The organism is Pseudomonas sp. JQ170C (assembly GCF_035581345.1).
GTDB lineage: Bacteria > Pseudomonadota > Gammaproteobacteria > Pseudomonadales > Pseudomonadaceae > Aquipseudomonas.
This window is the reverse complement of the sequence record NZ_CP141608.1, coordinates 3,686,242-3,710,155: the sequence shown is the minus strand read 5'-3', so window position 1 is coordinate 3,710,155 and position 23,914 is coordinate 3,686,242. Positions and strand designations below refer to the sequence as shown.

20 protein-coding genes are annotated in these 23,914 nt (G+C 59.1%); 11 read left to right on the top strand and 9 right to left on the bottom strand.

What is annotated here, in order from left to right; all coding sequences use genetic code 11:
* Positions 1-105: 105 nt before the first annotated feature.
* Positions 106-477 (bottom strand): DUF4377 domain-containing protein, encoded by a 372-nt coding sequence (locus tag U9R80_RS16610; protein WP_301842764.1) that lies wholly within the window; start codon positions 475-477, stop codon positions 106-108.
* A gap of 137 nt (positions 478-614) precedes the next feature.
* Here U9R80_RS16610 and U9R80_RS16605 point away from each other — a divergent pair, with 137 nt between their 5' ends.
* Positions 615-848 carry a hypothetical protein gene (locus tag U9R80_RS16605; RefSeq protein WP_301842765.1) on the top strand — a complete coding sequence of 78 codons (234 nt, stop codon included), beginning with the start codon at positions 615-617 and terminating at the stop codon, positions 846-848.
* Between the two features lie 5 nt (positions 849-853).
* On the opposite strand, the gene U9R80_RS16600 is transcribed toward U9R80_RS16605, so the two are convergent.
* Positions 854-2,239, bottom strand: a complete 1,386-nt coding sequence (locus U9R80_RS16600; RefSeq protein WP_301842766.1) for an aminotransferase-like domain-containing protein — start codon at positions 2,237-2,239, stop codon at positions 854-856.
* Between the two features lie 193 nt (positions 2,240-2,432).
* On the opposite strand from U9R80_RS16600, the gene U9R80_RS16595 reads away from it, so the two are divergent.
* The 5 genes from U9R80_RS16595 (at position 2,433) to U9R80_RS16575 (ending at position 6,749) form a co-directional block, all read left to right on the top strand.
* Complete coding sequence (locus U9R80_RS16595; protein WP_301842768.1) at positions 2,433-3,563, top strand: succinylglutamate desuccinylase/aspartoacylase family protein; 1,131 nt, start codon at positions 2,433-2,435, stop codon at positions 3,561-3,563.
* A 131-nt stretch (positions 3,564-3,694) separates the two neighbouring features.
* The gene (locus U9R80_RS16590) at positions 3,695-4,477 is read left to right on the top strand and encodes a transporter substrate-binding domain-containing protein (RefSeq protein WP_301842769.1); all 783 of its coding nucleotides are present in this window, start codon (positions 3,695-3,697) and stop codon (positions 4,475-4,477) included.
* Between the two features lie 55 nt (positions 4,478-4,532).
* Positions 4,533-5,261 carry an ABC transporter permease gene (locus U9R80_RS16585; protein ID WP_301842770.1) on the top strand — a complete coding sequence of 243 codons (729 nt, stop codon included), beginning with the start codon at positions 4,533-4,535 and terminating at the stop codon, positions 5,259-5,261.
* The gene (locus U9R80_RS16580) at positions 5,258-5,968 is read left to right on the top strand and encodes an ABC transporter permease (RefSeq protein ID WP_301842771.1); all 711 of its coding nucleotides are present in this window, start codon (positions 5,258-5,260) and stop codon (positions 5,966-5,968) included. Before U9R80_RS16585 ends, U9R80_RS16580 begins: the two co-directional genes overlap by 4 nt.
* 16 nt (positions 5,969-5,984) lie before the next feature.
* Entirely contained in the window at positions 5,985-6,749 is a 765-nt protein-coding gene (locus U9R80_RS16575) for an ABC transporter ATP-binding protein (RefSeq protein WP_301842772.1), read from the top strand.
* Positions 6,750-6,834: 85 nt separating this feature from the next.
* On the opposite strand, the gene U9R80_RS16570 is transcribed toward U9R80_RS16575, so the two are convergent.
* The 5 genes from U9R80_RS16570 to U9R80_RS16550 all read right to left on the bottom strand — a co-directional run bounded on the left by U9R80_RS16570 (position 6,835) and on the right by U9R80_RS16550 (position 13,518).
* Positions 6,835-7,782, bottom strand: a complete 948-nt coding sequence (locus tag U9R80_RS16570) for a universal stress protein (RefSeq protein ID WP_301842773.1) — start codon at positions 7,780-7,782, stop codon at positions 6,835-6,837.
* Positions 7,783-8,477: 695 nt separating this feature from the next.
* Complete coding sequence (locus U9R80_RS16565) at positions 8,478-9,194, bottom strand: hypothetical protein (RefSeq protein WP_301842774.1); 717 nt, start codon at positions 9,192-9,194, stop codon at positions 8,478-8,480.
* Between the two features lie 260 nt (positions 9,195-9,454).
* A complete protein-coding gene (locus U9R80_RS16560) occupies positions 9,455-11,998 on the bottom strand; it encodes a TonB-dependent siderophore receptor (RefSeq protein WP_301842775.1) in 2,544 nt (847 codons plus the stop codon).
* A 96-nt stretch (positions 11,999-12,094) separates the two neighbouring features.
* Positions 12,095-13,036 (bottom strand): FecR domain-containing protein, encoded by a 942-nt coding sequence (locus U9R80_RS16555; protein WP_301842776.1) that lies wholly within the window; start codon positions 13,034-13,036, stop codon positions 12,095-12,097.
* A complete protein-coding gene (locus U9R80_RS16550; protein ID WP_324803295.1) occupies positions 13,033-13,518 on the bottom strand; it encodes a sigma-70 family RNA polymerase sigma factor in 486 nt (161 codons plus the stop codon). Before U9R80_RS16550 ends, U9R80_RS16555 begins: the two co-directional genes overlap by 4 nt.
* 315 nt (positions 13,519-13,833) lie before the next feature.
* Here U9R80_RS16550 and U9R80_RS16545 point away from each other — a divergent pair, with 315 nt between their 5' ends.
* The 3 genes from U9R80_RS16545 (at position 13,834) to U9R80_RS16535 (ending at position 17,890) form a co-directional block, all read left to right on the top strand.
* Positions 13,834-14,310 (top strand): sigma-70 family RNA polymerase sigma factor, encoded by a 477-nt coding sequence (locus U9R80_RS16545; protein WP_301842778.1) that lies wholly within the window; start codon positions 13,834-13,836, stop codon positions 14,308-14,310.
* Positions 14,307-15,290 (top strand): FecR family protein, encoded by a 984-nt coding sequence (locus U9R80_RS16540; RefSeq protein WP_301842779.1) that lies wholly within the window; start codon positions 14,307-14,309, stop codon positions 15,288-15,290. The genes U9R80_RS16545 and U9R80_RS16540 overlap by 4 nt, the downstream gene beginning before the upstream one ends.
* Positions 15,291-15,385: 95 nt before the next feature.
* Complete coding sequence (locus U9R80_RS16535) at positions 15,386-17,890, top strand: TonB-dependent siderophore receptor (protein WP_301842781.1); 2,505 nt, start codon at positions 15,386-15,388, stop codon at positions 17,888-17,890.
* Positions 17,891-18,114: 224 nt separating this feature from the next.
* On the opposite strand, the gene U9R80_RS16530 is transcribed toward U9R80_RS16535, so the two are convergent.
* A complete protein-coding gene (locus U9R80_RS16530; protein ID WP_301842782.1) occupies positions 18,115-20,466 on the bottom strand; it encodes a hypothetical protein in 2,352 nt (783 codons plus the stop codon).
* Positions 20,467-21,015: 549 nt separating this feature from the next.
* Here U9R80_RS16530 and U9R80_RS16520 point away from each other — a divergent pair.
* Together U9R80_RS16520 and U9R80_RS16515 are read left to right on the top strand one after the other, a co-directional pair.
* The gene (locus U9R80_RS16520) at positions 21,016-22,467 is read left to right on the top strand and encodes an NAD(P)/FAD-dependent oxidoreductase (protein ID WP_301842783.1); all 1,452 of its coding nucleotides are present in this window, start codon (positions 21,016-21,018) and stop codon (positions 22,465-22,467) included.
* A gap of 133 nt (positions 22,468-22,600) precedes the next feature.
* Entirely contained in the window at positions 22,601-22,969 is a 369-nt protein-coding gene (locus U9R80_RS16515) for a hypothetical protein (RefSeq protein WP_301842784.1), read from the top strand.
* Between the two features lie 53 nt (positions 22,970-23,022).
* Here U9R80_RS16515 and U9R80_RS16510 read toward each other — a convergent pair whose 3' ends face one another.
* Positions 23,023-23,697, bottom strand: a complete 675-nt coding sequence (locus U9R80_RS16510; RefSeq protein ID WP_301842785.1) for a DUF3313 domain-containing protein — start codon at positions 23,695-23,697, stop codon at positions 23,023-23,025.
* Positions 23,698-23,914: the final 217 nt, after the last annotated feature.

Here is a 23,914-nt window from a genome sequence, read left to right as displayed (position 1 = left end):
CAGCGCTTCGCGTTCTCGGAAATCGCCTAGCTTCCGCGCCACAGCCAGTAGGACCGTATGGTGTGGCGCGGCGGTTCCGACTCATGCCACCTGCTCCTGGATGAATCAGTTCCTTTCGATGTACTCCTCCAAGACATAGCGGACGCTGGACGCGTCAGCCGGAGGGTTGAGAACTTCAATCATCTTCACCTTCAACACCACGCGTTCAGCGGTGTTGTGCTCGTAACCTTCGATACCGCCATAAAAGTTATGCCAGTCTTCGTTCGAGGGTGCTTTCACGCCTTGAGCATCGTAGGTCACTTCGCGCACCTGCAGGCACTGGAAAACCCCCACACCGGTACACGTCCGCGTTTCGGGGGCAATCTCAAGGTACGCCGTTTTAGTCGTTGGCTGGACGGGCTTCGGGTCGATCGTTTCGTGCGTGGAACAACCGACGGCCAGCAGCGTTGCAGCGACGACCAGTATCATTTTTTGCATGAGCGTTTCTTGGTTACTCGGCATTCATTGGGCGTGGAATGTTATGTGCCACCTCCGGTGTATTCAAGCGTTGCTCAAGGCAGTGGATTGATCGGTCGGTACCCGCTACTTTGAGACTTCACCCAAGGAGTCCGGACATGGCAGATAAATATGTTGGAAAGATCATGGGTACTGGCACGGATAACGTGGAATACGTGATCAACATTTATCAGGACGAGACCGTTGAGCGCTCGCCGCACGGCATGGTTCGGCATGAAGGCCTGAAGCATTTCGAGATGCAGTTCGGCGGTGACGTGAAAAAGATATCCGAGACCGAGTACGAGATTGTGGCCACGGGCGTGAGGGTCACCGTGCATGACGCTCAAGGCTAAGCGCGTCAGCCTGCGGCAATTGTGCTCTTTGCAAGAAAGCTCCAGACAGCCGGGTCTTCGCCTAACGCCGCGTTGAAGCGTAACCAGGGTGAGGCCTCCAAGTCCGGGCGGAAGATGCAGCCAGGGGACAGCAGGATATTCTGCTTGAGTCCTGCGCGGGTGAGGGCCACCGGATCGAAGTCTTCCTGACCGCTACCAATCCACAGGTACGGCGCAGGTGCTATGGGCGCCCAGCATTGCCAGCCGATCTGTTTGAGTTGCTGGCGGGCAAACACTTGAGCCTGCAACAGCCGGTCACGCAGCTTCTGGCACCGTTTACGCTGGTTGCCATCGTTAAGCATTTGCAAGGCGAGGTGTTCGCAAAGCTGCGAACTGTAGAGCCCGGTCGTCATCTTGTAGTGCAACAAGGCTTCGGCCACTGCCGGCTCTGCAGTGACGTAGCCAACCCGCAGGGACGGCGCCATGTCTTTGGAAACGCTGCCGATATAAATAACCCGTTGCAGGTTGTCCAGGGCCGCCAGGGGTGGCTGATTGTTCTGTACCAGCTGGCCATGCACGTCATCTTCGACAATCCAGCAATCATGCGCATCGGCCAGTTGCAGGACGCGATGGGCCACTGCAGGGCTGTAACTGGCACCGGTAGGGTTTTGCAGCCAGGGGTTGGTGAAAAAAGCCTTGGGTCGATGGTGGTTCAGCAGCTCGCCAAGCTTCTCCACATCCGGCCCTTGTGGCGTCCAGGGCACTCCAACGATCTTGACCTTGTGGTCGCGCAGATTGGCCAGCAGGTTGATGTAGCCCGGGTCGTCCACCAGCACACAATCACCTGGTCGCAGCAGGGTGTTAATCACCATGTTGAGCGCCTGGCTGGCGCCATGCGTCAGCACGATGTGCTCGCACCTGGCAGGTACGCCTCGCTCCCCCAGGTGACGCTGCAACCATTGCCGCAGTGCCAGGACCCCATGAGACTCGCCATACCCGGCAATGAATCCAGTGCCACGACCAAGGCTGCGCATGGCCAGACGCAAGCCCGCCTCATCCAGCCAGGCATCGGGAACGCCACCGCTACCCGGTTGCAGGGCATCGGCATCTGGATTGAACCCATCATCGAGCAGCCAATAGACATCCCTCAAGGGGGCCACGCTACGTTGCTGCTCGACACTCGCCGAGGTCTTGGCGACAAAAAAGCCTGCTCCTCTGCGCACCTCGACATAACTCAATGCGACCAGGCGATCGTAAGCCTGCACCACGCTGAACGTACTGACTTCAAACGCCTTGGCGGCAGCGCGAATGGAGGGCAAACGGCTGCCCGGCGTCAGTTTGCCTTGGTCGATCAACTGAGAAAAGTGCTCCACCAACTGACCGATACGCGTTGTTTTCCGAGGCGAATTCATTGAGGTGTGCAGCCTTTTCGACCAATACAGATGCGCCCATTTTAGGGGCCGGTGTGTATGGAACGAAAGCGAATATCGCGTAGCGTTGAAAGTGGAAATCGTGTTCTGAGGGGCGAATTGCTTCTGCTCGGCAAGATCAGGAAGACACCGCCGGCCTCTTAATCGTCTGAACCACTCATTGAGATACTTAACTATGCAACAGCATCGTCATGCGCTTATCACGCAGACCCTTGGCGCACAGCGAGAGATCATCAGTCTGCATTTCGGCCCACAGGGGCAGGGCAAAAAAGTTTACCTGCAGGCCGGTCTGCATGCCGATGAGCATCCGGGAATGCTGGCGCTGCATCACCTCAAGCAGCACCTGCTCGAACTGGAGGCGGCTGGCCGCCTGACCGGCGAAGTGGTACTGGTGCCGATCGCCAATCCCATAGGCCTTGGCAACTACGTGTTCGGACGTCAGCTGGGCCGCTTTGAACTGTCCAGCCGAGAGAATTTCAATCGCAACTACCTGGACCTCGCCGCACTGGTGCGCGAGGAAGTTGCCGGTGCACTTGGCAGTGATCCCGCTGCCAACGTAGCGTTGATCCGTCGCTGCATTCGTGAGCGCCTCGAAGCCTTGAAGCCCGCCACCGAGCTCGAATCCTTGCGACTGGTGTTACTGCGACTGGCCAGCGAAGCCGACTACATCATCGACCTGCACTGTGACAGCGAAGCCGCGGTGCACCTCTACGTGCACAGCGAGCAGCAGGAGCAAGCACGGGTGCTGGCCGGCTTCACCGGGGCACATGCGGTGCTGCATACCACTGAACAGGGTGGTCCCGACGCCAAGACCTATTGCTTTGACGAGTCCTTCACCACCCTGTGGGACAGACTGCAACGGCACTTTCCAGACTTGCCGATTCCGCTGGCCACCTTCTCCGCCACATTGGAACTGCGTGGCCTGCACGATGTCGGCCACGAGATGGCGACGGGCGATGCCGATGCCCTGTTGGCGTACCTGGGGCACCTGGGGTTGATCGCCGATGCCGAGGTCAAGGTGCCAACGCCTTTGTGTGAGCCAACCCCGCTGGGTGGCGTGGAGATACTCAGGGCCCCGCACCCCGGCGTGGTCGCCTACCGCGCGCCGCTCGGCAGCAGGGTCGAGCCGGGCAGCGCACTGGCCGATGTGATCGATCCAATCAGCGGCCAGGTCAGCACGCTCTACAGCGGTGTTGCCGGCGTCCTCTACGCGCGGGTGATTGAGCGCTTCACCGAAACCAACACCGAGCTGACCTTTGTCGCAGGGCACCAGGCAACACGTTCAGGTTCGCTCCTCTGCGCCTGAAGGCGAGTCCGCCAGGGCTGAACGGTGCGATAGCCATCACAACAAGATGAACGTCAGGTTTTGCTGCTTGGCGCCCTGGACGTTCCCGTCGCAGTACCCATGCGCCGCAAGCGCTCACTAGGAATAAAACAATGAAAAAAACAATTCTGACCCTTTCTGCGTTGGCGCTCTGTGTCGCTGCCGGTTCCGCTTTGGCCAAGGAGTACAAGACGTTGCGCTTTGGCGTCGATCCGTCCTATGCGCCCTTTGAATCCAAGGCCGCCGATGGCAGCCTGGTTGGCTTCGATATTGATCTGGGCAATGCGATCTGCGCTGAGCTGAAGGTCACCTGCAAATGGGTCGAGAGCGACTTCGACGGCATGATCCCGGGCCTGAGGGCCAACAAGTTTGATGGCGTGCTGTCGTCGATGACGGTCACACCAGCCCGTGAAAAAGTCATCGACTTTTCCAGCGAGATTTTCTCGAGCCCCACGGTACTGGTGTCCAGAAAAGGCACTGCCATCGACATTGATCTGGCATCGCTCAAAGGCAAAAAAGTCGGTTACCAACAAGGCTCCATCCAGGAAGCCTACGCCAAAGCCGTACTGGACAAGGCTGGGGTAGACACCAAGGCCTACGCCAACCAGGACCAGGTCTACGCTGACCTGGTTTCCGGCCGCCTCGATGCGTCGATTCAGGAAAAGCTGCAAGCCGAACTGGGCTTTTTGAAGTCACCACAAGGTGCCAGCTTCCAAGCCAGCAAGCAGATCGACAGCGAGCTGATGCCGGAAAAAACGGCGGTGGGTATCGCCAAGGGCAATCAGGAACTGAAAGCACTTCTAGACAAAGGCATCAAGGCACTCCACGACAACGGCACTTACGCTGCAATCCAGCAAAAATACTTTGGCGACCTGAACCTCTACAGCGGCAAGTAACCACCGAATGCCCATCATCGGATGGGCACTTTCATGATTGCCAAAGGGCTGCCCAATGTTTGAAAACCTATTGCAGATTCTGGGGCTATCCGGCTACAGCCTAAAGGGCTTCGGCCCGCTGTTGCTGCAAGGCACCTGGATGACCGTCAAGCTTTCTGTCCTGTCACTGTTGTTGAGCGCCATGCTCGGTCTGATCGGCGCCATCGCCAAACTTTCAGGTTCTGCTGTATTGCGCGTGCCTGCGCAGCTCTATACCACGCTGATTCGCGGGGTACCGGACCTGGTGCTGATGCTGCTGATTTTCTACAGCCTGCAAACATGGCTGACCAGCCTCACCACGGCGCTGGGCTGGGACTACATCGAGATCGACCCGTTCAACGCCGGCGTCATTACGCTGGGCTTCATCTACGGTGCGTATTTTACCGAGACGTTTCGCGGGGCAATCCGCGCCGTTCCTCGTGGGCAACTGGAAGCTGCAACCGGGTATGGCCTTACCCGCATCCAGCGCTTTCGCTTCGTGGTGTTCCCGCAAATGATGCGCTTCGCCCTGCCGGGCATCGGCAACACCTGGCTGGTAATCCTCAAGGCCACCGCACTGGTCTCAATCATCGGCCTGTCCGACTTGGTCAAGGCCGCTCAGGACGCCGGCAAAAGCACCTATCAGCTGTTCTACTTTCTGCTCCTGGCGGCCTTGGTCTATCTGCTGATTGCCAGCGTTTCAAACTACCTCCTGCGTCGACTGGAGGTCTTCTACAGGGCGGGCTTCAGGGAGTCGGCACGATGATCGAACTCTTGCAGGAATACTGGCAACCGTTCCTTTACCACGACGGTCGTCACATCACCGGCCTGACCATGACGCTCTGGCTGCTCAGCGCTTCGATCTTCTTCGGCTTCATCATGTCGATCCCGCTGTCGATTGCCCGGGTTTCAAGCACTGCCTGGGTACGCTGGCCGGTACAGTTCTACACGTACCTGTTCCGCGGTACGCCCCTGTATATCCAGTTGCTGATTTGCTACACCGGGATCTACAGCATCGCCGCAGTACGCGAGCAGCCGGTGCTCGACGCGTTCTTTCGCGATGCCATGAACTGCACCATCCTGGCGTTTGCCCTGAACACCTGTGCCTACACCACGGAAATATTCGCCGGGGCGATCCGCAACATGCATCACGGCGAGGTCGAGGCTGCCAAGGCCTACGGCCTGCGCGGCTGGAAACTCTATGCCTATGTGATCATGCCGTCGGCCTTGCGCCGTTCGTTGCCGTACTACAGCAACGAAGTGATTTTGATGCTGCACTCGACCACGCTGGCCTTCACCGCCACGGTGCCGGACATACTCAAGATCGCTCGCGATGCCAACTCGGCAACCTTCCTTACCTTCCAGTCCTTCGGCATTGCCGCTGCTATGTACCTTGCAATCACGTTTGCGCTGGTTGGCTTGTTCCGTCTGGCTGAACGCCGTTGGCTGGCGTTCCTTGGCCCTGCTCACTAATTCAGGATCTACACACATGTACAAACTGACCGTGGATAACCTGCATAAAAACTATGGCAGTCATGAAGTACTCAAGGGCGTTTCGCTCAACGCCAAGCCCGGCGATGTGATCAGCCTGATCGGTGCAAGTGGTTCGGGCAAGAGCACCTTTCTGCGCTGCATCAACTTTCTGGAAACACCCAATGAAGGCGCCATGAGCCTGGATAACCAGCCCATTCGCATGGTCCACGACCGGCACGGCATGCACGTGGCCGATGCCGCTGAGCTGCAGCGCTTGCGCACCCGCCTGGCGATGGTGTTTCAACACTTCAATCTTTGGAGTCACATGACTGTGCTGGACAACATCACCCTGGCACCACGCCGGGTGCTGGGCGCGAGCAAGAAGGAGGCAGAGCAGCGTGCCCGGCTTTATCTGGACAAAGTGGGGCTGCCATCACGGGTGGCTGACCAGTACCCAGCGTTTCTCTCTGGCGGCCAGCAACAGCGGGTCGCCATCGCCCGGGCCTTGAGTATGGAGCCCGACATCATGCTGTTTGACGAACCGACCTCGGCACTCGATCCGGAGTTGGTGGGCGAAGTGCTCAAGGTCATTCAAGGGTTGGCCGAAGAAGGCCGTACCATGATCATGGTCACTCACGAAATGGGTTTTGCACGCAAAGTGTCGAGCCAGGTGCTGTTTCTGCACCAGGGGCGTGTCGAGGAGCAGGGTACGCCCGAGGCTGTCCTGGGCAATCCTCAAAGTGAACGCTTGCAGCAGTTTCTCAGTGGCAGCCTGAAGTAACCCCAGCGTTCAAACAAAACCCCGCAGATTAACGTCTGCGGGGTTTTCGTTCGGGCCCTGGAAAGTCCAGTGTTGCGAAATGCCTTTATGCCGATTGCTTGATGCGGTGAGGGTGATGGTGGTGATGATGGTAGGGCCAGGACGTCGTCGCCATATCGCCGGACAGACTTGAAGGTGGGGCGGCCAGTTCTTCCATGTGATTGATCACATCGTCCGGTTTGAGTACCAGCACGTCACTGTCGAGGGTGTTCAGAATCATCTCAGAGGTGTTGCCGACCAAGGCGCCGCTGAGTCCGGTGCGGGCGACGCTGCCGATCACTGTCAGTGCCGCCTCGAGTTTGTGTGCCATGTACGGGATGAGCACGTCTGGCGGGCCTTCTTCGACATGCAGGTGCTCGTCGCTGATGTGGAACTCGTGTTGAAGCCGCTTGCATTGCTCGCAATAGAACGCCTCGATGCTTTCCTTGTTTTGAAGGACGGGGTCGCTCGATGACAGCAGGGGGTAGGGGTAGGCACTCATCATGTGCAGGGTGCCGCTGGCCAGTTGGGCGATGTCGTAGCCGTGGCTGACGATGCCCGAATGCAGGACCCGGTGCCCTACGTCGCTGCTGTCCACATCGACGGCCGCGAGAATGGTGCCTCCGGTCCATGGCCTGGCGGTTTTTACCATGAGCACCGGGCAGGGGCAGTACCGCAACAGCTTCCAGTCCTCAGGCGTGAGAACGGCCTTCAACAGCGGGTTATCGGGTAAGTGCTGCGTGATTACAAGTCCGCAGTCTTGCGCTTGTTGAGCCGCGATGATGGTCTTGTGCGAGTTGCCTTCCCAAGCCTGTTGGGTGCTGACGCTGTAGCCCTCGCGTTCCATGGTGTGTTGCAGATCGTCCAGCGAACTGGAGTGATGGGCGCCTTTGCAACAGACCAGCAGATGCAAGTGCGACTGTGTAGCGCTGGCGATCATTCTGGCTCTGTTCAGGATCTGGTCGGCGGGTTGGTGCGAATCCACCACGACCAAGGTGCTACGAACTGTGTGCATGATCGACTACCTGTGCGTGAGTACAGTTTTCATGCAAGTGAGGGTGCGGCGTTCCTGGCCGACGCAGCATGGGATGGGTGTACCCGTTACTTCGCCAAGCCCCACTTGTGGTACAGGCTCACTAATGACTTCATGCACCAAACAGCTAAAACCGGATCTCGCTCGCTCAGTTTGATTGTTGATGTTTACTTGGAGCGGGCGTCAGTAATCGTGGAACCCAATCGCTGTTTCAATCGCAAAGGTTTGCATCCCCGCTGCGTCTGCAGAGGAGGGTGAGTGTGTAATACGCAAGTTACACCTGTAGTCGGCGTCGTTGCGTTCCCGTGTGTTGGTTGGCTGTTGGCAAATGAATACAGTGAGGCTTTATCGCATTCATACCTCTTCCCAAGGGCGCTCTCGGTTTAATTGGACTTGCTCTTCGAGAACGCGGTATGTGGTCAAATCAGTGGGTGGTTATTATGCTCGCCAATGCACGTTAGGATTAGTACTTTCTATAGGGTGGTTAGCTTGTTTTTTTCTAATTTACTCACGGGATAATAAGTGTTCGGTCTTATGCTGTGAGAACGGTTACAGCATGGGCATTGCTTATGTCGAAAAGCGTGAGTTCAGTGCACGGCAGGCACGTTGGTTGTCCGGCGTCGTGATGCCAGTCTGCTCCCACAACGCTCGCGTTTCAGTGGCGTGCTGAGCCGGGGCTACTGGGACACGCCTTTCGGGTAGACGCTGATGAAGGCAGTGATGTCCTGGGAATCCTGGTCTTGTATGTTCACCCTTGGGTGTTTGGACGAGCGCAGGATCTGGAAATCAAGGTGGGTGTTCCTGAAGGCTCGCTCCAGCGCCTGGTCGCCGGGGCCGCTGTACAGTACGACCTGGGTGCCGGTGATGTCCTTCATCGAAGTGAGTTTCTTGATCTGGACTTGAACGCCCGCTTTGGTCAAGGCCACCGCGATCTGTTTGGAAAACTGCAATATCTCATCGTCATTTCTGGTGACGTTGATGAGCACGGTGGGCGTCGTTTTTTTCTCGGACAACTCAGCCGCCAGGGCCGTGAACGCGGCGAGTGCCTCAGGTGTCAACTTTCGGGGCTTGAGTGTGGAGGCGACTTTCAGTCTTTCCGTTTTCTCAGCTTCCAGCTTTGTTGATAACTCTAGATTCTGCTGGGTGAGCGCGACTATTTGCAGCTTTGATTGAGCGGCGGCGTCTTTGGCATTCTGAGTGGCCTGGGTCGCTGCTGCTATAGAACTTTCGGCATGCCTGTTTTGTACTTCGGCGGCCCTATGGGCGAGGATGACTGCGCTGGCCGATATCAACGCTGCAACGATTGCTGTTGCCGATGCAATGGTGTGTATCAGGCTTGCCGAAGTGGGTGAGATATCTAGCATGTAGTTATTCTTGAGGCTGATGTTTTTCATGGCTAACAGGTGTTTTGGGGCTTGCTATGTGTGTGGCCCGCAAGCGCGAGCGTGGCAGAGTGCCATAAAATTTCGTCGCGAGCGATAAGCAGCGCATGCGCCTTTAGACGCAATCCCCCGCGGCATTCGCCCCTCGACAGACACCGGCCAGAACGATGCCTGGAAACGTTGCGAGAAATGCTGCTCACTGGCGCGCAAGGCGTTTGCGTGGGCCACTGAGCAGCGTTTTTGATTGACCGGTTAGCGGTTCTGCTGGCCGGTCAATAGGCGGCGCGTACGGTGAGCGTGAAGTTGCGCGGTTCACCGTAGAAGTTGCCATTGGCCGAGGTGCCGACGGTCTGGTAGTACTTCTTGTCGAAGATATTGTTGGCATTGACGATGGCCGACCAGTTCTTGTCGATCTGGTATTCCAGGCTCGAGTTCCAGATGGCGTAGCCGGCCTGGACGAACTTGAATGCCTCTGCAGCGCCATCGTACTCGCCGCTGTCCGGGTTGAAGGCGTTCACTGTGCCGCTACGACCGTTGCTGCTCTGCGCGGTGACGCCCATGCCGAGCTTCCACTTTTCCAGGTCGCCCGGCAGGCGGTAGGTACCCCACAACTTGAACAGGTGCTTGGGGGTGACCGACGCATAGACCGCGCGGGTTTCATCGCTGGCCTTGTCGACGGTGTGGTTATAGGTGTAGCCGGCGAACAGCTCGAGTCCGGTCAGCACTTCACCGCTGATCTCGGCGTCAATGCCCTCGCTGACCACCTCACCCTGGTTCAGGTAGCAGCAGTTGTTCGCCCCGAACACCATCGGGTATCGCGGGTCCTGGATGGCGGCGTCCTGCTGCTCGATACGGTAGATCGCGACGCTGGTGTTGACCTTGTCGTCCAGGACCAGCCCCTTGAGACCGACCTCATAGTTCTTCGACGTGGCGGCGTCCAGCGCCTGGTTCGGGTACGCCTGCTGCAGGAACTGTGGCTTGTAGGTTTCGGCGTAGCTGAGGTAGGTGGTCCATTGTGGCGTCAGGTCGAAGGTCAGCCCGGCATACGGCGTGGTTACGCCTTGCTCCTTGAACCGACGATGGTACGGGGCAGGGTCGTCCAGAACGTTGCCCAGGTCGTCGAAGAACACTTCGACGTCACGGTATTTGTAGGTGGAAACCCGGGCGCCGAGTATGAGCTTGGTCCTGTCGCTCAACGACAGGCGGGTCATGCCGTAGTAACCGTATTTCTCCGTCGTGTTGTCATCGGTCTTGTTCGGCAGGCTGCCCAGGTCGGCCGGGCGTTCAAGGTCGAAGATGTTGATCGGGATGAAGTTGTCGTTGCCCCAGCGCTGCACGGTATAGCCTTCGGCGTGCGAGTAGTCGGCGCCCAGCAGCACGTCGTGACGCAGCTCGAAGAGGTCGAAGCCACCTTTGACGTAGCTGTTGATGCCCTTGCGCTCCAGCCCGGTCTTGGCGGGGTAGTGCAGCCATATCGGGCCTTGCAGGGTGATCGGGTCGACCGCGCCATTGGCGAACAGGGAGTTGGCGTCGCGATCCATGTCCATGTAGGTCAGGTCGGTGGTCCAGGTCCAGTCTTCGTTGAAGGTGTGGTCGAGCTTGAGGTAGGCCTGTTTGGTCTTCTCGTGCACGGTGTCCCAGGAGGTGACGTAGGCGGTCTTGCGTGACAGGCCGATGTCGTCGCCGTTCTTGTAGCGGGGCAGGCCACCGAAGTTGGAAATGCCTTCGCCTTCCTGGTAGCTGCCACCGACCGTGAGCAAGGTAGCGGGGCTCAGGTCGAATTCCAGCGATCCGTAGAATAGATGCTTTTCCATGTTGGCCACGTCGTAGAAGAACTGGTTGTTCTGATAGGCCGTGCCCAGGCGGCCCCGGATGTTCCCGGTCTGGGTGAGCGGGCCGGTGACGTCGAGCTCGGTGCGGTAGGTGTCCCAGCTGCCGGCCGATGCAGAGAACTTGAGTTGGTTGTGGTCCAGGGCCCGCTTGCGTACCAGGTTGATGGTGCCGCCGGGGTTGCCGCTGCCCGAATAGAGACCGTCGACCCCGCGCAGGAACTCGACGTGGTCGTATTGGGCCAGGTCCAGCTGGCTGATCGAGCCGTAGCCGGAGATCGAAGTGTCCATCGGCGCACCGCCGTCGAACTGGATGTTCGACACCGCGAAGCCACGGGAATAGAAGTTGGTGTCGTTGCCCAGCGAGGAGCCGGAGGCACCGTTCTTCTGCAGGGTTACGCCGGTGGTCTTGTCCAGGGCGTCAGTCAGGGTGGTGAGATTCTGATCCTCGATGCGTTGGCGGGTGACAACGGACACCGAGTGGGGGACTTCTTTGATCGACTGGGCGATCTTGCTGCCCACGGTTGTCGAGCCGGTGGTGTAGGAGCCGCTGTTTTCGGTCGTGGCGCCGAGCCCCGTGGCGTTGACGCTGGTCACTCCCAGCTCGAGCGCATCGCCCTTGATCCGTGGCATCAGGACATAGTCGCCGTTGCTGCTGCGCACTACCCTGAGGTCGCTTGCGCCGAGCAACTGTGCGAACCCTTGCTCGATGCTGTAGCTGCCCTGCAGGCCCGGGCTGCGCTTGCCCTGGGTGAGCCCGGCTTCAAACGACAGCACCACCCCGGCCTCGCTGGCAAAGCGGCTGAGCACCGCGCCGAGTGGCCCGCCGGCGATCGAGTAGGTGCGCGCCGCTTCTGCGGCATTGGCGTACCCACCCTGGCCCAGGAGCGGGTGACCAAGCCCTGCCTGCAGGATCAGGCCAGCGCTGAACAGGGCAACGGCGAGGGGTTTTCGGGGATAAGCATGACGAGGGGCGCGGTGTGGCATGGATGACTCCTTCAAAGGCCTTGAGGCGGTTTGCAGGAGGGGTCGAACGAAACCGGAAAACCGACAATGCTAATGAGAACTTTTTTTAATCGCTTGTCAGCCAAGCCCTCGAACCCGGACCCAAAAGCGGGTGCGAGTCTCGATGCGCACCGGTAACACCTGGGCAATGGCCGCCAGTGCGCGGGTTGTATCGTCCAATGGGTAGGCGCCCGACAGGCGCAGATGAGCAACGTCCCGGGCGCAGTCGATGAAGCCCGGGCGATAGCGTTGCAGTTCCGTCAGCACCCGGTGCAACGGCCAATCGTCGATCACCAGGCTGCCATTGACCCACTCGGCCCGGTTCGGGTCCAAAGGCCGGGGCAGTGGCAAGGGCCCATGCCCGAAGTGCAGGCTCATGCCGGCCTCGACACGCCGGGGCACCGCAGTCGTTTGATTGCGCACTTCAACCGCCTGTTCGATAACGTCGAGCTCGGTCAGCTCATCGTCCAGACGCACACTGAAGCGTGTGCCCAGTGCGCGCATCTCTCCATGCGGGCTGAGCACGCTGAGCGGACGGGAATCCTTGCCGGTCTGCAGCATGATTTCCCCGGCATGCAGGACGATCAGGCGTTGATTCGCGGTATAGCGAATGTCCACGGCGCTGGCTGTATTGAGCGTCAGCCGAGTGCCGTCGTGCAGCGTCAGTTCGCGTCGCTCGCCGGTGGCGGTGCGCACATCGGCTAGCCACTGCGGGGTTTGTCGATAGCCCGTCCAGGCAAGCCCGGAGACACCCAGGCCCAGCACCAGGCCTTTGAGCAAGGTGCGCCGGGCGGGCATGACCGGGTCTGCCGCCAGGGCCCGTTGCGCCACAGCGACAGGCACGCCACGCAGCTCGGCGTTGAAGGCCTCCAGGCGTTGCCAGGCCCATTGATGCATGGCGTCACTCTGGTGCCAGGCTTGCCAGTTTTGCTGGGTTTGCCGGCATTCGGGTGCGGCCCCCAGGCAGGCGTGCCACTGTGCAGCATCGCGCAGCGCCTGGCGTTGTCTGGCCGCGGTCATGCATCAGCGTCCAGCGCGAACAGCAGGCATCGCTCGGTCGCCTTGGCCACGTACTTGGTCACCGAACTGACCGACACGTCCAGGCGCACTGCGATTTGCGCATAGCTCAAGCCTTCCAGATTGGCGAGGAACAAGGCCTGGCGGACTTTGTAGTTGAGGCCATCGAGCATGGCATCGAGTTGCAGCAGGGTTTCCATTACCAGCAAGCGTTCTTCGGGGGAGGCCTGCGACAGCTCCGGTTCCTGGGCGAGTGCCTGCAGATACGCCTGCTCCAGGCTCCGTCGGCGCAGATGATCGACCATGACGCGCTTGGCAACGGTCGCGAGGAAATTGCGCGGTTCACGAAGCGGGTGGGCGACAGTGCTGGTGATCAGGCGCACAAAGGTATCGTGGGTAATATCCGCAGCGCGCTCCTGATCATGCAGGCGCCGCCGCAGCCACGCACGCAGCCAGTTACTGTGATCGCGATACAGGCAATGCATGTCGTCCGATGAAGACGCAGGTGGAGTTTTGTACACCCGAATAACCCTGAAGAGCGTTGCAGATATAAATGAGTTTGAATCTTAATCGTATTGATAATTAAAGGGAACCGCAGCCGGTGGGCCTCCGGGGTCTTGCATCGCGGCGATACGCTGGTTCCAGCGGGAGGAGGGGCCTAAGACCGGTACCGTCTCCACAGCGGCTTGTCAGGCATAATCGGGCCTGTATAAGATGCGACAAATTCTCATACGCATTCTTATTTGAAGCTAAGGGCCGCAGTGTTCTCACCACCCTCTTCGCCACCTGCGCACTCCGATGTGCAAGCACTGTATATCGAGCACCACGCGTGGCTCGTTGACTGGCTGCGCAAACGTCTGCGCCAGGGAGAGAATGCCGCCGACCTGGCGCAAGACACGTTCGTCAACGTCCTCGGCAAACCCGAGCGGCTGAAGGACGTGCATCAGCCGCGAGCCTGGCTCAGCACCATCGCCCGGGCCCTGGTGATCGATCGTGCGCGCCGTGATCGCCTGCAAAGGGCTTACCTCGAAGCGGTGGCCAGCTTGCCTGAGCCATTGGTGCCATCACCCGAAGCGCAGATGATCCTGCTTGAAACCCTGGCCAAGGTAGAAGCCTTGCTCGACGGTTTACCGCCCAAGGTGCGCACGGCATTCCTGCTCTCGCGCCTGGATGGGCTTGGCTACAAAGAGATTGCCGTTCAGCTGGGCGTCAGCCTGAGGTCGGTGGAAAGCTACATGGCAAAGGCCATCCGCCATTGCTATCTGGCCACCTTGTGACGAGGGCCGGCCGTCCCGAATTGCCGGACGAAGTGCTCGATCAGGCGATCACATGGATGGTGCGCCTGCAATCCGGTTACGCGGATGAGCAGGCCGTGCAAGGGTGTCTTCACTGGCGCCAGCTCCATCCCCTGCATGAGGCCGCCTGGCAAGCATTGCAGAGCAATGAGTCGACATTCGACAGTCTCGCCAGCCTGCCGGGGGTACCCGGTGGCGTGGCACGCGATACCCTGGAACGCATGCAGCACCGGCCGTTGGGTCGGCGGCGGCTGCTCCAGGTGCTGGGCACCGGGCTGGTGATTGGCGGGATGGGCTGGCAGAGCCAGGAAGCTGTCCGGCACTGGGGCGCGGATTACAGCACCGCCGTGGGCGAGCGGCGAACGGTGGTGCTCGCCGATGGCACTCGGTTGCAGCTCAATACCCATACCGCCGTCGATGTGACATTCAACGCCAGCCAGCGGCTGATCAAGCTCTTGCACGGTGAAATCTTCATCGACACAGGCCCGGACGATGGCTCGCCTGGGGGGCGGCGCAGCTTCTGGGTGCACACCGCCCAGGCCCGGTTGCAGGCACTGGGTACCGCTTTCAGCGTGCGCCAGGACGAAACCTCGACACGGCTGCGGGTCGAGCACAGCAGGGTAGCCATCCATCAACCCGCGCAACAGCAAACGGTTGCCGCAGGCGAGGAGTACTCAATCGACGCCGAAGGCAGCCGGAAACTGCAGCATAGCGAGATGGACCCCAGTGCATGGACGCGAGGCCAGTTGGTGGCGCGCAGCATGCCGTTGCAAGCGCTGGTCGCCGAGCTGGCGCGCTATCAGCGCGGCTGGCTGGGCTGTGACCGGCAGATTGCTGGGCTGGAAGTTTCCGGGGTGTTTCAGCTCGGCGACATTGACCGGGCATTGGATGCCCTGGGTGACTCGCTGCCCGTCAGGGTCGAGCGCTTTACCCCGTGGTGGCGTCGCGTGGTTGCTCGCTGATCGTTTTTGTAAAAACCCGATTTCTGGCTGCGGGTTTTTTCGAGCTCTTCGGCTAACAGGGAAAACACCTGCCAAACGAATGGAGCTCGATTTACATGTCATCCCTGTTCTCACCTCGCCATGTGCCCAGAACCCGCCTTGCCCTTGCGCTGCGCGGCGTGTTGCTTGCCGGCGCTACTGGCCTGGCCTTGCCTGTCTGCGCGGTCCACGCCGAACAGGTTGAAGCACGCCATTACGATCTGCCTGCGGGCGCGCTGGAGCCATCGCTCAATGCGTTCGCACAGGTGGCGGCAATCAACCTTCCATTCGACCCTGCGCTGGTACGCGGCAAGCAGGCTCCCGGCCTGAAGGGTGATTACACCGTCCAGCAGGGCCTGGATGCCCTGTTGCTAGGCTCCGGTCTCGCTGCTACCCAGGCGGCGAATGGGAACTGGGCGCTGAACCCGGTTGCCTTGAGTGGCGGCGCGGCAATCGAACTGGCCAGCACGCAGGTCAGCGGGCAGGGCATGGGCCAGGCCACGGAGAATTCGGGCTCCTACACCACCGGCCTGACCAGCGTTGGCTCGAAGACGCCGACGTCGCTGCGCCAGACGCCGCAATCAGTCTCAGTGATCACCGACCAGGCCCTCAAGGACCGGCAGATCACCAGCCTGGGCGACGCCATGCGTGCCACCCCCGGCATCACCGTGAAGAGCGCCAACTACCGGATGCCGCGCTTCTATTCGCGTGGTTTCGAGATCAAGAACATCCAGATCGACGGCGCCGCCAGCCTCGACGCCAACGGTGGCTATTCCAACCACCTGTACAACCTCGCCGAGTTCGACCACATCGAAGTGCTGCGCGGCTCCGCCGGGCTGTTCGGTGGCGTGGGCGACCCGGGCGGCATCATCAACCTGGTGCGCAAGCGCCCCCTGGACCACTACCAGCTCAAGTTCGAGGCCTCGGCCGGCTCCTGGGACAACTACCGCTCGCAGGTCGACGTCACCGGCCCGCTCGCATTCGACGGTGCCCTGCGTGGCCGCCTGGTCGCCGCCTACAACGACCGCCAGTACTTCATGGACAACCGCGGTACCGAGAACCCGACGATCTACGGCGTACTCGAGGCGGACCTGACGCCCGACACCATGATCACCCTCGGTGGCCGCCTGGAGAAGAACAAGGAAACCGGTACCGGTGACGGCCTGCCGTTCTACTCCGATGGCAAGAGCCCGGACTACAGCCGCAGCTACTGGCCGACTACCAACTGGTCGTATTCCGATCACTCCTCCAACGAGCTGTTCTTCAAGCTCGACCACTACTTCAGCGAAGACTGGAAATTCAATACCTCGCTGACCCACGTGTTCGAGACCGTCGAAAGCCAGGGTGCGTTTACCTACGGCAACATCGACAGGGCCGACGGCACCGGCCCGTACTGGTCGGGCAGCTACCAGCGTGCCAAGACCGACCAGACCGTGCTGGACATGAACCTCTCCGGCAAGTTCGACATGCTGGGCCGCGAGCACGAGCTGCTGGTCGGCGCCGACGCACAGAGCATCCGCGCCCGCTGGCGCGCTGCCGACGGCATGAGCGGGCGCTTTGGCCCGGCCGATCAGCCCTGGCAGGAAGGCACCATGGACAAGGAGTTCTGGCGTGACTACAGCCCGAACAAGCAGAAGCAGTACGGCCTGTACTCCACCTTGCGCCTGCAACTGACCGACCCGCTGAAGCTGATCGTTGGCGCGCGCGCCACCCGCTACAAGTACGAGCAGGTCTACTCGATCAAGAACCGGGTCACCGACGTATGGTCGGAGCGGAACATCGTCAACTACCGCGAGCCGACCAAGGTGGTGCCGTTCGGCGGCCTGGTCTACGACCTGAGCGAAGCGTGGTCCACCTACATCAGCTATTCGGAGATCTTCAACCCGCAGGCGAAGTTCCTGGCGGGGCCACAGCCGGGCAAGCCGCTGGAGCCGATGGAAGGCAAGACCTACGAGACCGGGGTCAAGGGCGAGCTGTGGGACGGAGCGCTGAATGTCTCGGCGGCGCTGTTCTACTCCGAGCGCGAGAACCAGGCGACCCTCGACCCGAGCTACAACCAGGAAATGCTGATGTACGGCGGCAGCTGCTGCTACCTGTCACGCGGCAAGGTCACCAGCAAGGGTATCGACCTGGAAATCAGCGGTGAGCTACTGCCGAACTGGCAGGTGATGGCCGGCTACACCTTCAACCGCAACGAAGACCGCACCAACAGCGCGATCTTCAGCAGCGTGACGCCCAAGCACCAGGCCAAGTTCTGGAGCACCTACGTGCTGCCGGGCGAGCTGTCGGACTGGAAAGTCGGTGGTGGCGCGACCATCCAGAGCGCCAACTTTGCCAGCGGCGAGATCGAGTACAGCGGTGTGAACTACATCGGCCCGACCCAGGTGAAGATGTCCCAGGGTGGCTATGCCGTGTGGGATGCGATGCTCGAGTACAAAGTCGATTCGCACTGGTCGCTGGCGTTCAACGCCAACAACCTGTTCGACCGCAAGTACTTCGATACCCTGACCCACCCCGACTACGCCAACTACTACGGTACGCCGCGTAACTACATGCTGACCCTGCGGGGTGTCTGGGACTAAGTGGGTAGCTTTTCTTTGGGCTGGCTGCTAATGGCCCAAAGTGGGTAAAAACGGTCATGAACTCATCTTCATCAAACGATTGGCACCGATGATTTCATGACCCGTTTCCAGGTACAGGCGAGCACGTTCAAGCTCATCGTCGAGCGGCCAGAATCGGGCGCTCGCGGATGGGCTGAGCCAAAGGCGAATAGCCCGCACGAGGCAGGCTTGGCCGTGCGATCCGCTTATTTCCAGTCCGGCGGATCTTCAGGAACGTAGCCATGAAGGCCCTTCACCTTCCTGATGTTGCAATCGAAGCGAGTGGTTTCGCCAAGGGCTGGCGTATCGCCGTCGCCGTTGCCACAACCAGTGCTACCCAGAGCACCCCTTAACGTAGCTTCTGTGGGCATCGGGCCGTATGGCCCCCAGCATTTGAAGCCTTTCTTGTTCTGTGTGCACCACGCAAATGGCTCGTCATCGCTTGTGCTCGCCTTGCTTGGGGGCTTGGTCTGCGACGTGTCTCCCGAACCACCTGGAGCTTTCCCTGAGCCGGTCCGGGTAGGCACCGAGTGTTTACCTTGAGAGGTGTCGCTCCCACTGCCCTTTGACGTAGCGAGGCGGCGGGACTCTGCTTCTTCAGCACGTGTTTGCGGACACGTTGGCCAATGGGCTGGACCTTCGTCACCGGGACGATTGCAGAGGCGAACCTTGCCCTGCGCCATCGTATCGGAGGGCTCAATGACTTCCTGCTGGATAGCGGTTGGCGTGATGCTGTTGGTCGCTGTGCTCAGTTGGATTTTTGAGGGGAGGATCTTGTGGGTGCCGGCCTGCTGCGAACGCTTTGCTTTTTTCTCGGCGAGTAACTGCTGGGCTTCGTCTAATTGTGCAAACAACTGCGGGTCGCCACCTGCCTGCTCGGCGGTTTGACGAACCTGGGCCAGCGCAGCGGCCACCGTGGCGTCCTGTTCTGCCTCGGTTGAGGGGGCGCTGATGGAAGAGGACTCCGTCGGTTGGGCCGTGGCGCGCTCAAGTTGGGCTTGCCGAGAGACAACGGCGAGCGTCCGATCCAGGCTGGCTTGGGACTCTGCCACTTGTCGTGAGGCAACCTCGTTGGCGGCCGTCAACGCTCCATTCAATGCGGCCATATTATTCAGGAACTGGGTGGAACGCTCACTGTCCCGTCTCTTCTGCTCGTAGGTCGCCCATTGTTGAAGACGGTCATCTTTCTCATTCTTCTGCTCGCGAGACAATTCAATTTCTTTAACGGGCTGCCACGAGCCATCTTTTATCTCCAGTTGCGAGATTCTGATGGTGTTCTCATCGATCAGGGAATAGATATCCTTGCGACGTTCGCTGATGGCGCGAGTCATTGAGGAGGGGCTGTGTACGGTATAAGTGGAATTGCCAGGTTCCAGAAGATAGGTGTTTTTTATGCTGCTTTCAGTGTGGCCAGTCATGTTCTTGCCCGTTAGCAACGCCCCATCCGTGCCCCAGTAATTGTCATTGTTCGGCCCGATCCATATCTGGATTGTGTTTTTTTCTGGGTATGAAATGTCGTAGTAGACAGTTGGGAATGTGTTCTTCTTATTGATCCACGCGAAGCCTGCCAGCTTGGCGAAAGCTCCCCATTCTGGGCCCATGGTCACGTCTCTTAAGCGGATCTCGCTTTCCGTGCTCCACGTATCACTGAGCCAGCCTTTCGTTTCGCGTTTTATAATAAGCTCGCCGAGTTCATTAAGGTTGTAGGTGTCGCGATGGGATTCGTCGCTAAACCTGACCATCTCGCCATTGGCGCCAATGATGACTCGCATATTGGTCTTGTGGCCAATTGTGGTGTTTCCTGTGGCGCTCAGGCCGCCAGACGGGGAGCGCTGGTAATCCATGGATTTTTCAAATACATAACCGTTCCCCGTATAAGCAGAGATAACGTCTCGGGACTTGGATTTTTCAACTTTCAGAACGAACGAGTGGGAGCCTCGTCCCCCTGTCCCCTCCACAAGCCACACTTTTCCTGAGATTTTTTCGAGCACGCCCCAGTTTTGGCTGGATGGCACATTTTGTTCTGCCTGACTATCCACGTGCTCATGGGCGACGGGCGTTAGGGGCGGGGGAGTGGATTCATTGCGAGGGGCGGGCAAATAGCCTGCCGCCGTGGCGACAGCGTCATTTGCTGCCAGCTTGTATGTCGTGGAAGCGTCCACGGTTACCACCGCGGTGCCGCTCAGCGTGACCTTCTCTTGAAGCAATTCGCCGGCCGGTGTCCGGCTTACCCGCAAAGGCATTTTCATCATGCCGTCACGGGCGAAAAGGGCACTGCCGTTTGCGTCCAGCGTGCCTTGCCATTGCATTCCCGCCACGGACGACGTGAGTGCCAAGCTACCCGGTGCCGCGCCTGGAACGATAATGTTGGTGCCGGCCAGTTCGCCGGTTTTGGGGTGGCGGAATTCTTCCACCAGGACTTGTTGGGGCACTGCCCAGCGGTAGAACAGCGTGTAGGCGTTCGGTGCCGACCAGGTGGTGCCAGCGAGCCCGTCGTAGACGCCCCAGATTTGCTGCGTGGTTGCACTGGAGGTGGTTACCCAGGTGGGGGCGGTCATGTTTGAAACTGGAGCCGTTACACAACCCCCAACGCTGAGCGCAGCCATTAGCATTGCGCTACTCGCGAGCCACTTCATTATTGTCACGCTCCCTAATTTCTTATTGGCAGATGGCCTTTATTTGCGCGGCGATAATGTCTGGACAAGGGTGCCAGGTAAAGTGAGAACGGATGACTGGCTGCAGTCGTTGAACGGGCATTGGCTCAGGATTTACATCGCGGGCACCGGGAGGCGTCCCCCCCGCTGAAGTTGCCGCAGAGCAGGCCAGAATCGATCGCGTATTCGCCAATGGCTGGGTGTTCGACTTCAGTCAGGATGCCAAGCGGGTGAAGAAGCTTCGCCATCTACGGATTAATCTTGTCGGTATCGGCGCCGCCGGTGGGGAACCTATGAGCGGCACGGCTGCCGCATTATCTGGGCAGACGAGCTCGCTCTCAGGCTCATTGCCGATGGCTATGTCGGTAAGTAACAACTGTTCTCTTGCTGCATACAAAAAGAACTAGCCTGACAAGATGGAGGAGCATTTTTCATCGCAGTGAGGGCGCTTCCATGAACACTGCAACCACAAGTACCGATTATCTGGTGATCGGCGCGGGGGCAACTGCAATGGCCTTCGTCGACACATTACTCGATGAGTCGGATGCGAATGTAGTGATGGTGGATCGGCATGCTCAACCCGGTGGGCACTGGAATGACGCCTACTCGTTTGTCCGCCTGCACCAGCCATCTGCTTTCTATGGTGTTAACTCCCGCGAACTTGGCTCCGGTCTAAAGGACGAATCGGAATGGGGCGAGGGCATGTATGAGCTGGCCTCAGGTGCCGAGATTGTCAGTTACTTCGACCAGTTGATGCAGCAGCGATTCTTGCCGTCAGGGCGGGTGCATTACTTTCCGATGCACAATTACGAAGGTGATCGCAGCAGTCAACATTGCATCACCTCTTTGTTGACGGGCGACAGTAATGCCATCCAGGTACGCAGGAAGCTGGTGGATGCAACGATCGCCCAGACAGCCGTTCCTTCGACCCATGCCCCGCGTTACCAAATAGCCTCGGGTGTACGGTGTGTTCCGCTGAACGACTTGCCCAGGATCGAAAAGCCCCACTCGCGTTACGTCGTGGTAGGGGGAGGGAAGACCGCCATCGATGCCTGTTTGTGGCTGTTGCAGAATGGGGTGGCAGCCAACAGGATTCAATGGATTGTTCCTAATGCCTTCTGGCTGTTGGATCGCGCCAATGTCCAACCCGGCCCGGAGAACTTTGTCCGTACCATCGGTAGCCTCGCCAATCAGTTTGAAGCAATAGGCGCTGCGGACTCGCTCGCTGACTTGTTCCTCAGGCTCGAACGTGCCGGTGAACTGCTGCGCATTGATACAACTGTCGAACCTACCGGTTTTCGTGGGGCAACCGTTTCACAGGGGGAGTTGCGGGCGCTACGAAGCATCAACGATGTAGTGCGCCTGGGGCGGGTTCACGCGATTGAAGCCAACCGCGTAGTGCTTGAGCGGGGCAGTATCGCTGCTGGTATTGATGCCCTCTACATTGACTGCAGCGCGAGTGCTATTCCGATCATTCCTGAAGGCAGCGTAAAAGCGTTTGATGGCAATCGCATCAATGTGGTGACGGTCAGCAGTTATCAGATCTTGTTCAGTGCCGCGCTTATTGCCTATGTAGAAAGCCATCTCGACGATCAGGTGCGGATGAATCAACTCTGTGGGGTTGTTCCGGCACCCCGTTCATCGGCGGACTGGCTCCGCATGTGGGCCGTTTATCTTGACAATCAGCGGCAGTGGAAGCACGACGCGGGGTTGTCACGCTGGCTTGCTCAGTGCCATTTGCACCTTCTACCCTCCGTGTTGAGAAGCCTGCAGGAAGGCGATCCTGCAAAGCTGGCGGTGCTGAACCGATTTGCTGAAGCCCGAAAAAAAGCCTTTGTAAATCTGCCCAGGCTTTTGCAGGAAGTTATGCAGTTTCAACGTATGGAAAATAGCCAACGAGAATAATCTTCAATTCCGGCGAGAGCTACGCTCTAGGGGCGATGGGTTCATGAGCTTCAGTGCGGCCTACAACTAAAAAATGGCAGCTTTTATCCGTAGCTATCCAAAGATTGACCAGGGGGCAGACGGAAGGTGTCACATGAAGGGTTCAAGGTCGACCACCTGTGATTTGACGTTGTCGCTTTTGGTTGCCTGCTTCCTCGCAGGCTGTGCACAAAATCCTGATATCCGTAAGGGAGACGATTACACCTCGGGTACCACAGTAAAGGCGCCACCCGATTATGTTGTCTGTGTGCAAGACGAACTTCCCGGCGGTTCAAAGACGTACACCGTAACGGAAAACAACACCCTCAAGCTCTTTGTCGATAGCACCGACCCCAATAAGGCCTCGGGCCTTGTCGAGGTCCACAGTTCCGGCAGCCAGCATCAATTCTCTGCCTATCAACGCGATGCCTGGTATGACAAGGGACGGTTGCTGGATGCAGCGCTGATGTGTTCACACACCTAGGTCGTAGCCAAAGCCCAGCGTCGCGCTGGGCTTTGTGCATGTGTGGTCACGTCCTAGTGCTTGGCCTTGAGTTGCTGGAACGATTTGACCATGTCGGTAGCCCAGCCATCGAGCACGGCCCTGGCGTCTTTGGCCGTCATGACCTGGTCGGAGTTCTCCAGCTCGGCACCGGCGCCTTTGCGCACCACCTGGGCAACGACCTTGTTGTTGCTGGCATCGATAAACTGCGCTTCGGTCGACAGGCTGGTGTCCTGATCGCGAATGCCAGTGGCGGCACTGACGCCCGCAGCGACGAGGGCGATCGGGATGACTTCATACGGACGCAGCCCCTTGGTCTTGGCGCTCACGGCGGTGATCGCCGGGCGCACGACCAACACGCCCGGGCCTGGGCCTTTGGCCAGGGGGAGAACTTTAGAGAACTGGGTTTGCAGCGCCTGGTTGTAGTACTGGGTGATGCCTTGCAAGGTGGAGTCCGGGATTTTCTCCGTCGCTTGTGGCTTGGGGTAAAGCTGGCTTGGTTCGATATAAACGCTGCTGAACTTGTTGGCATCGACTTTCGGGTCGATCCAGCGCATGACCGCCGCTCCCGACGGTGACTTCTCTTCCTTCAGGGCGCTGTAGTCCTTGAGAAAGCCGGAATATTGATCGGATTCAACGTACTTGCTGGCACAGCCTGACAGCGCCAGTGAGGTAACGCAGAGCGTGATCATCAGGTACTTCGACTTCATGGTGTAGCTCCTTGTGGCGAAATTCTCATGGAACGCTCCGGTATAGGAATGTGCTGTACCAAGGTGTAGGAACAAACCTAGCTCGTAAGTATCAACTTACAAGTGTTAAAGAATGGAAGCAGGTCGCGATCAGCCTGAAGGCACAGGGCACCAGCAGTTGAGCGGGCATAAAAAAACCGATGCCAGGACCTGGCATCGGTTTTTTTGCAACGCACTG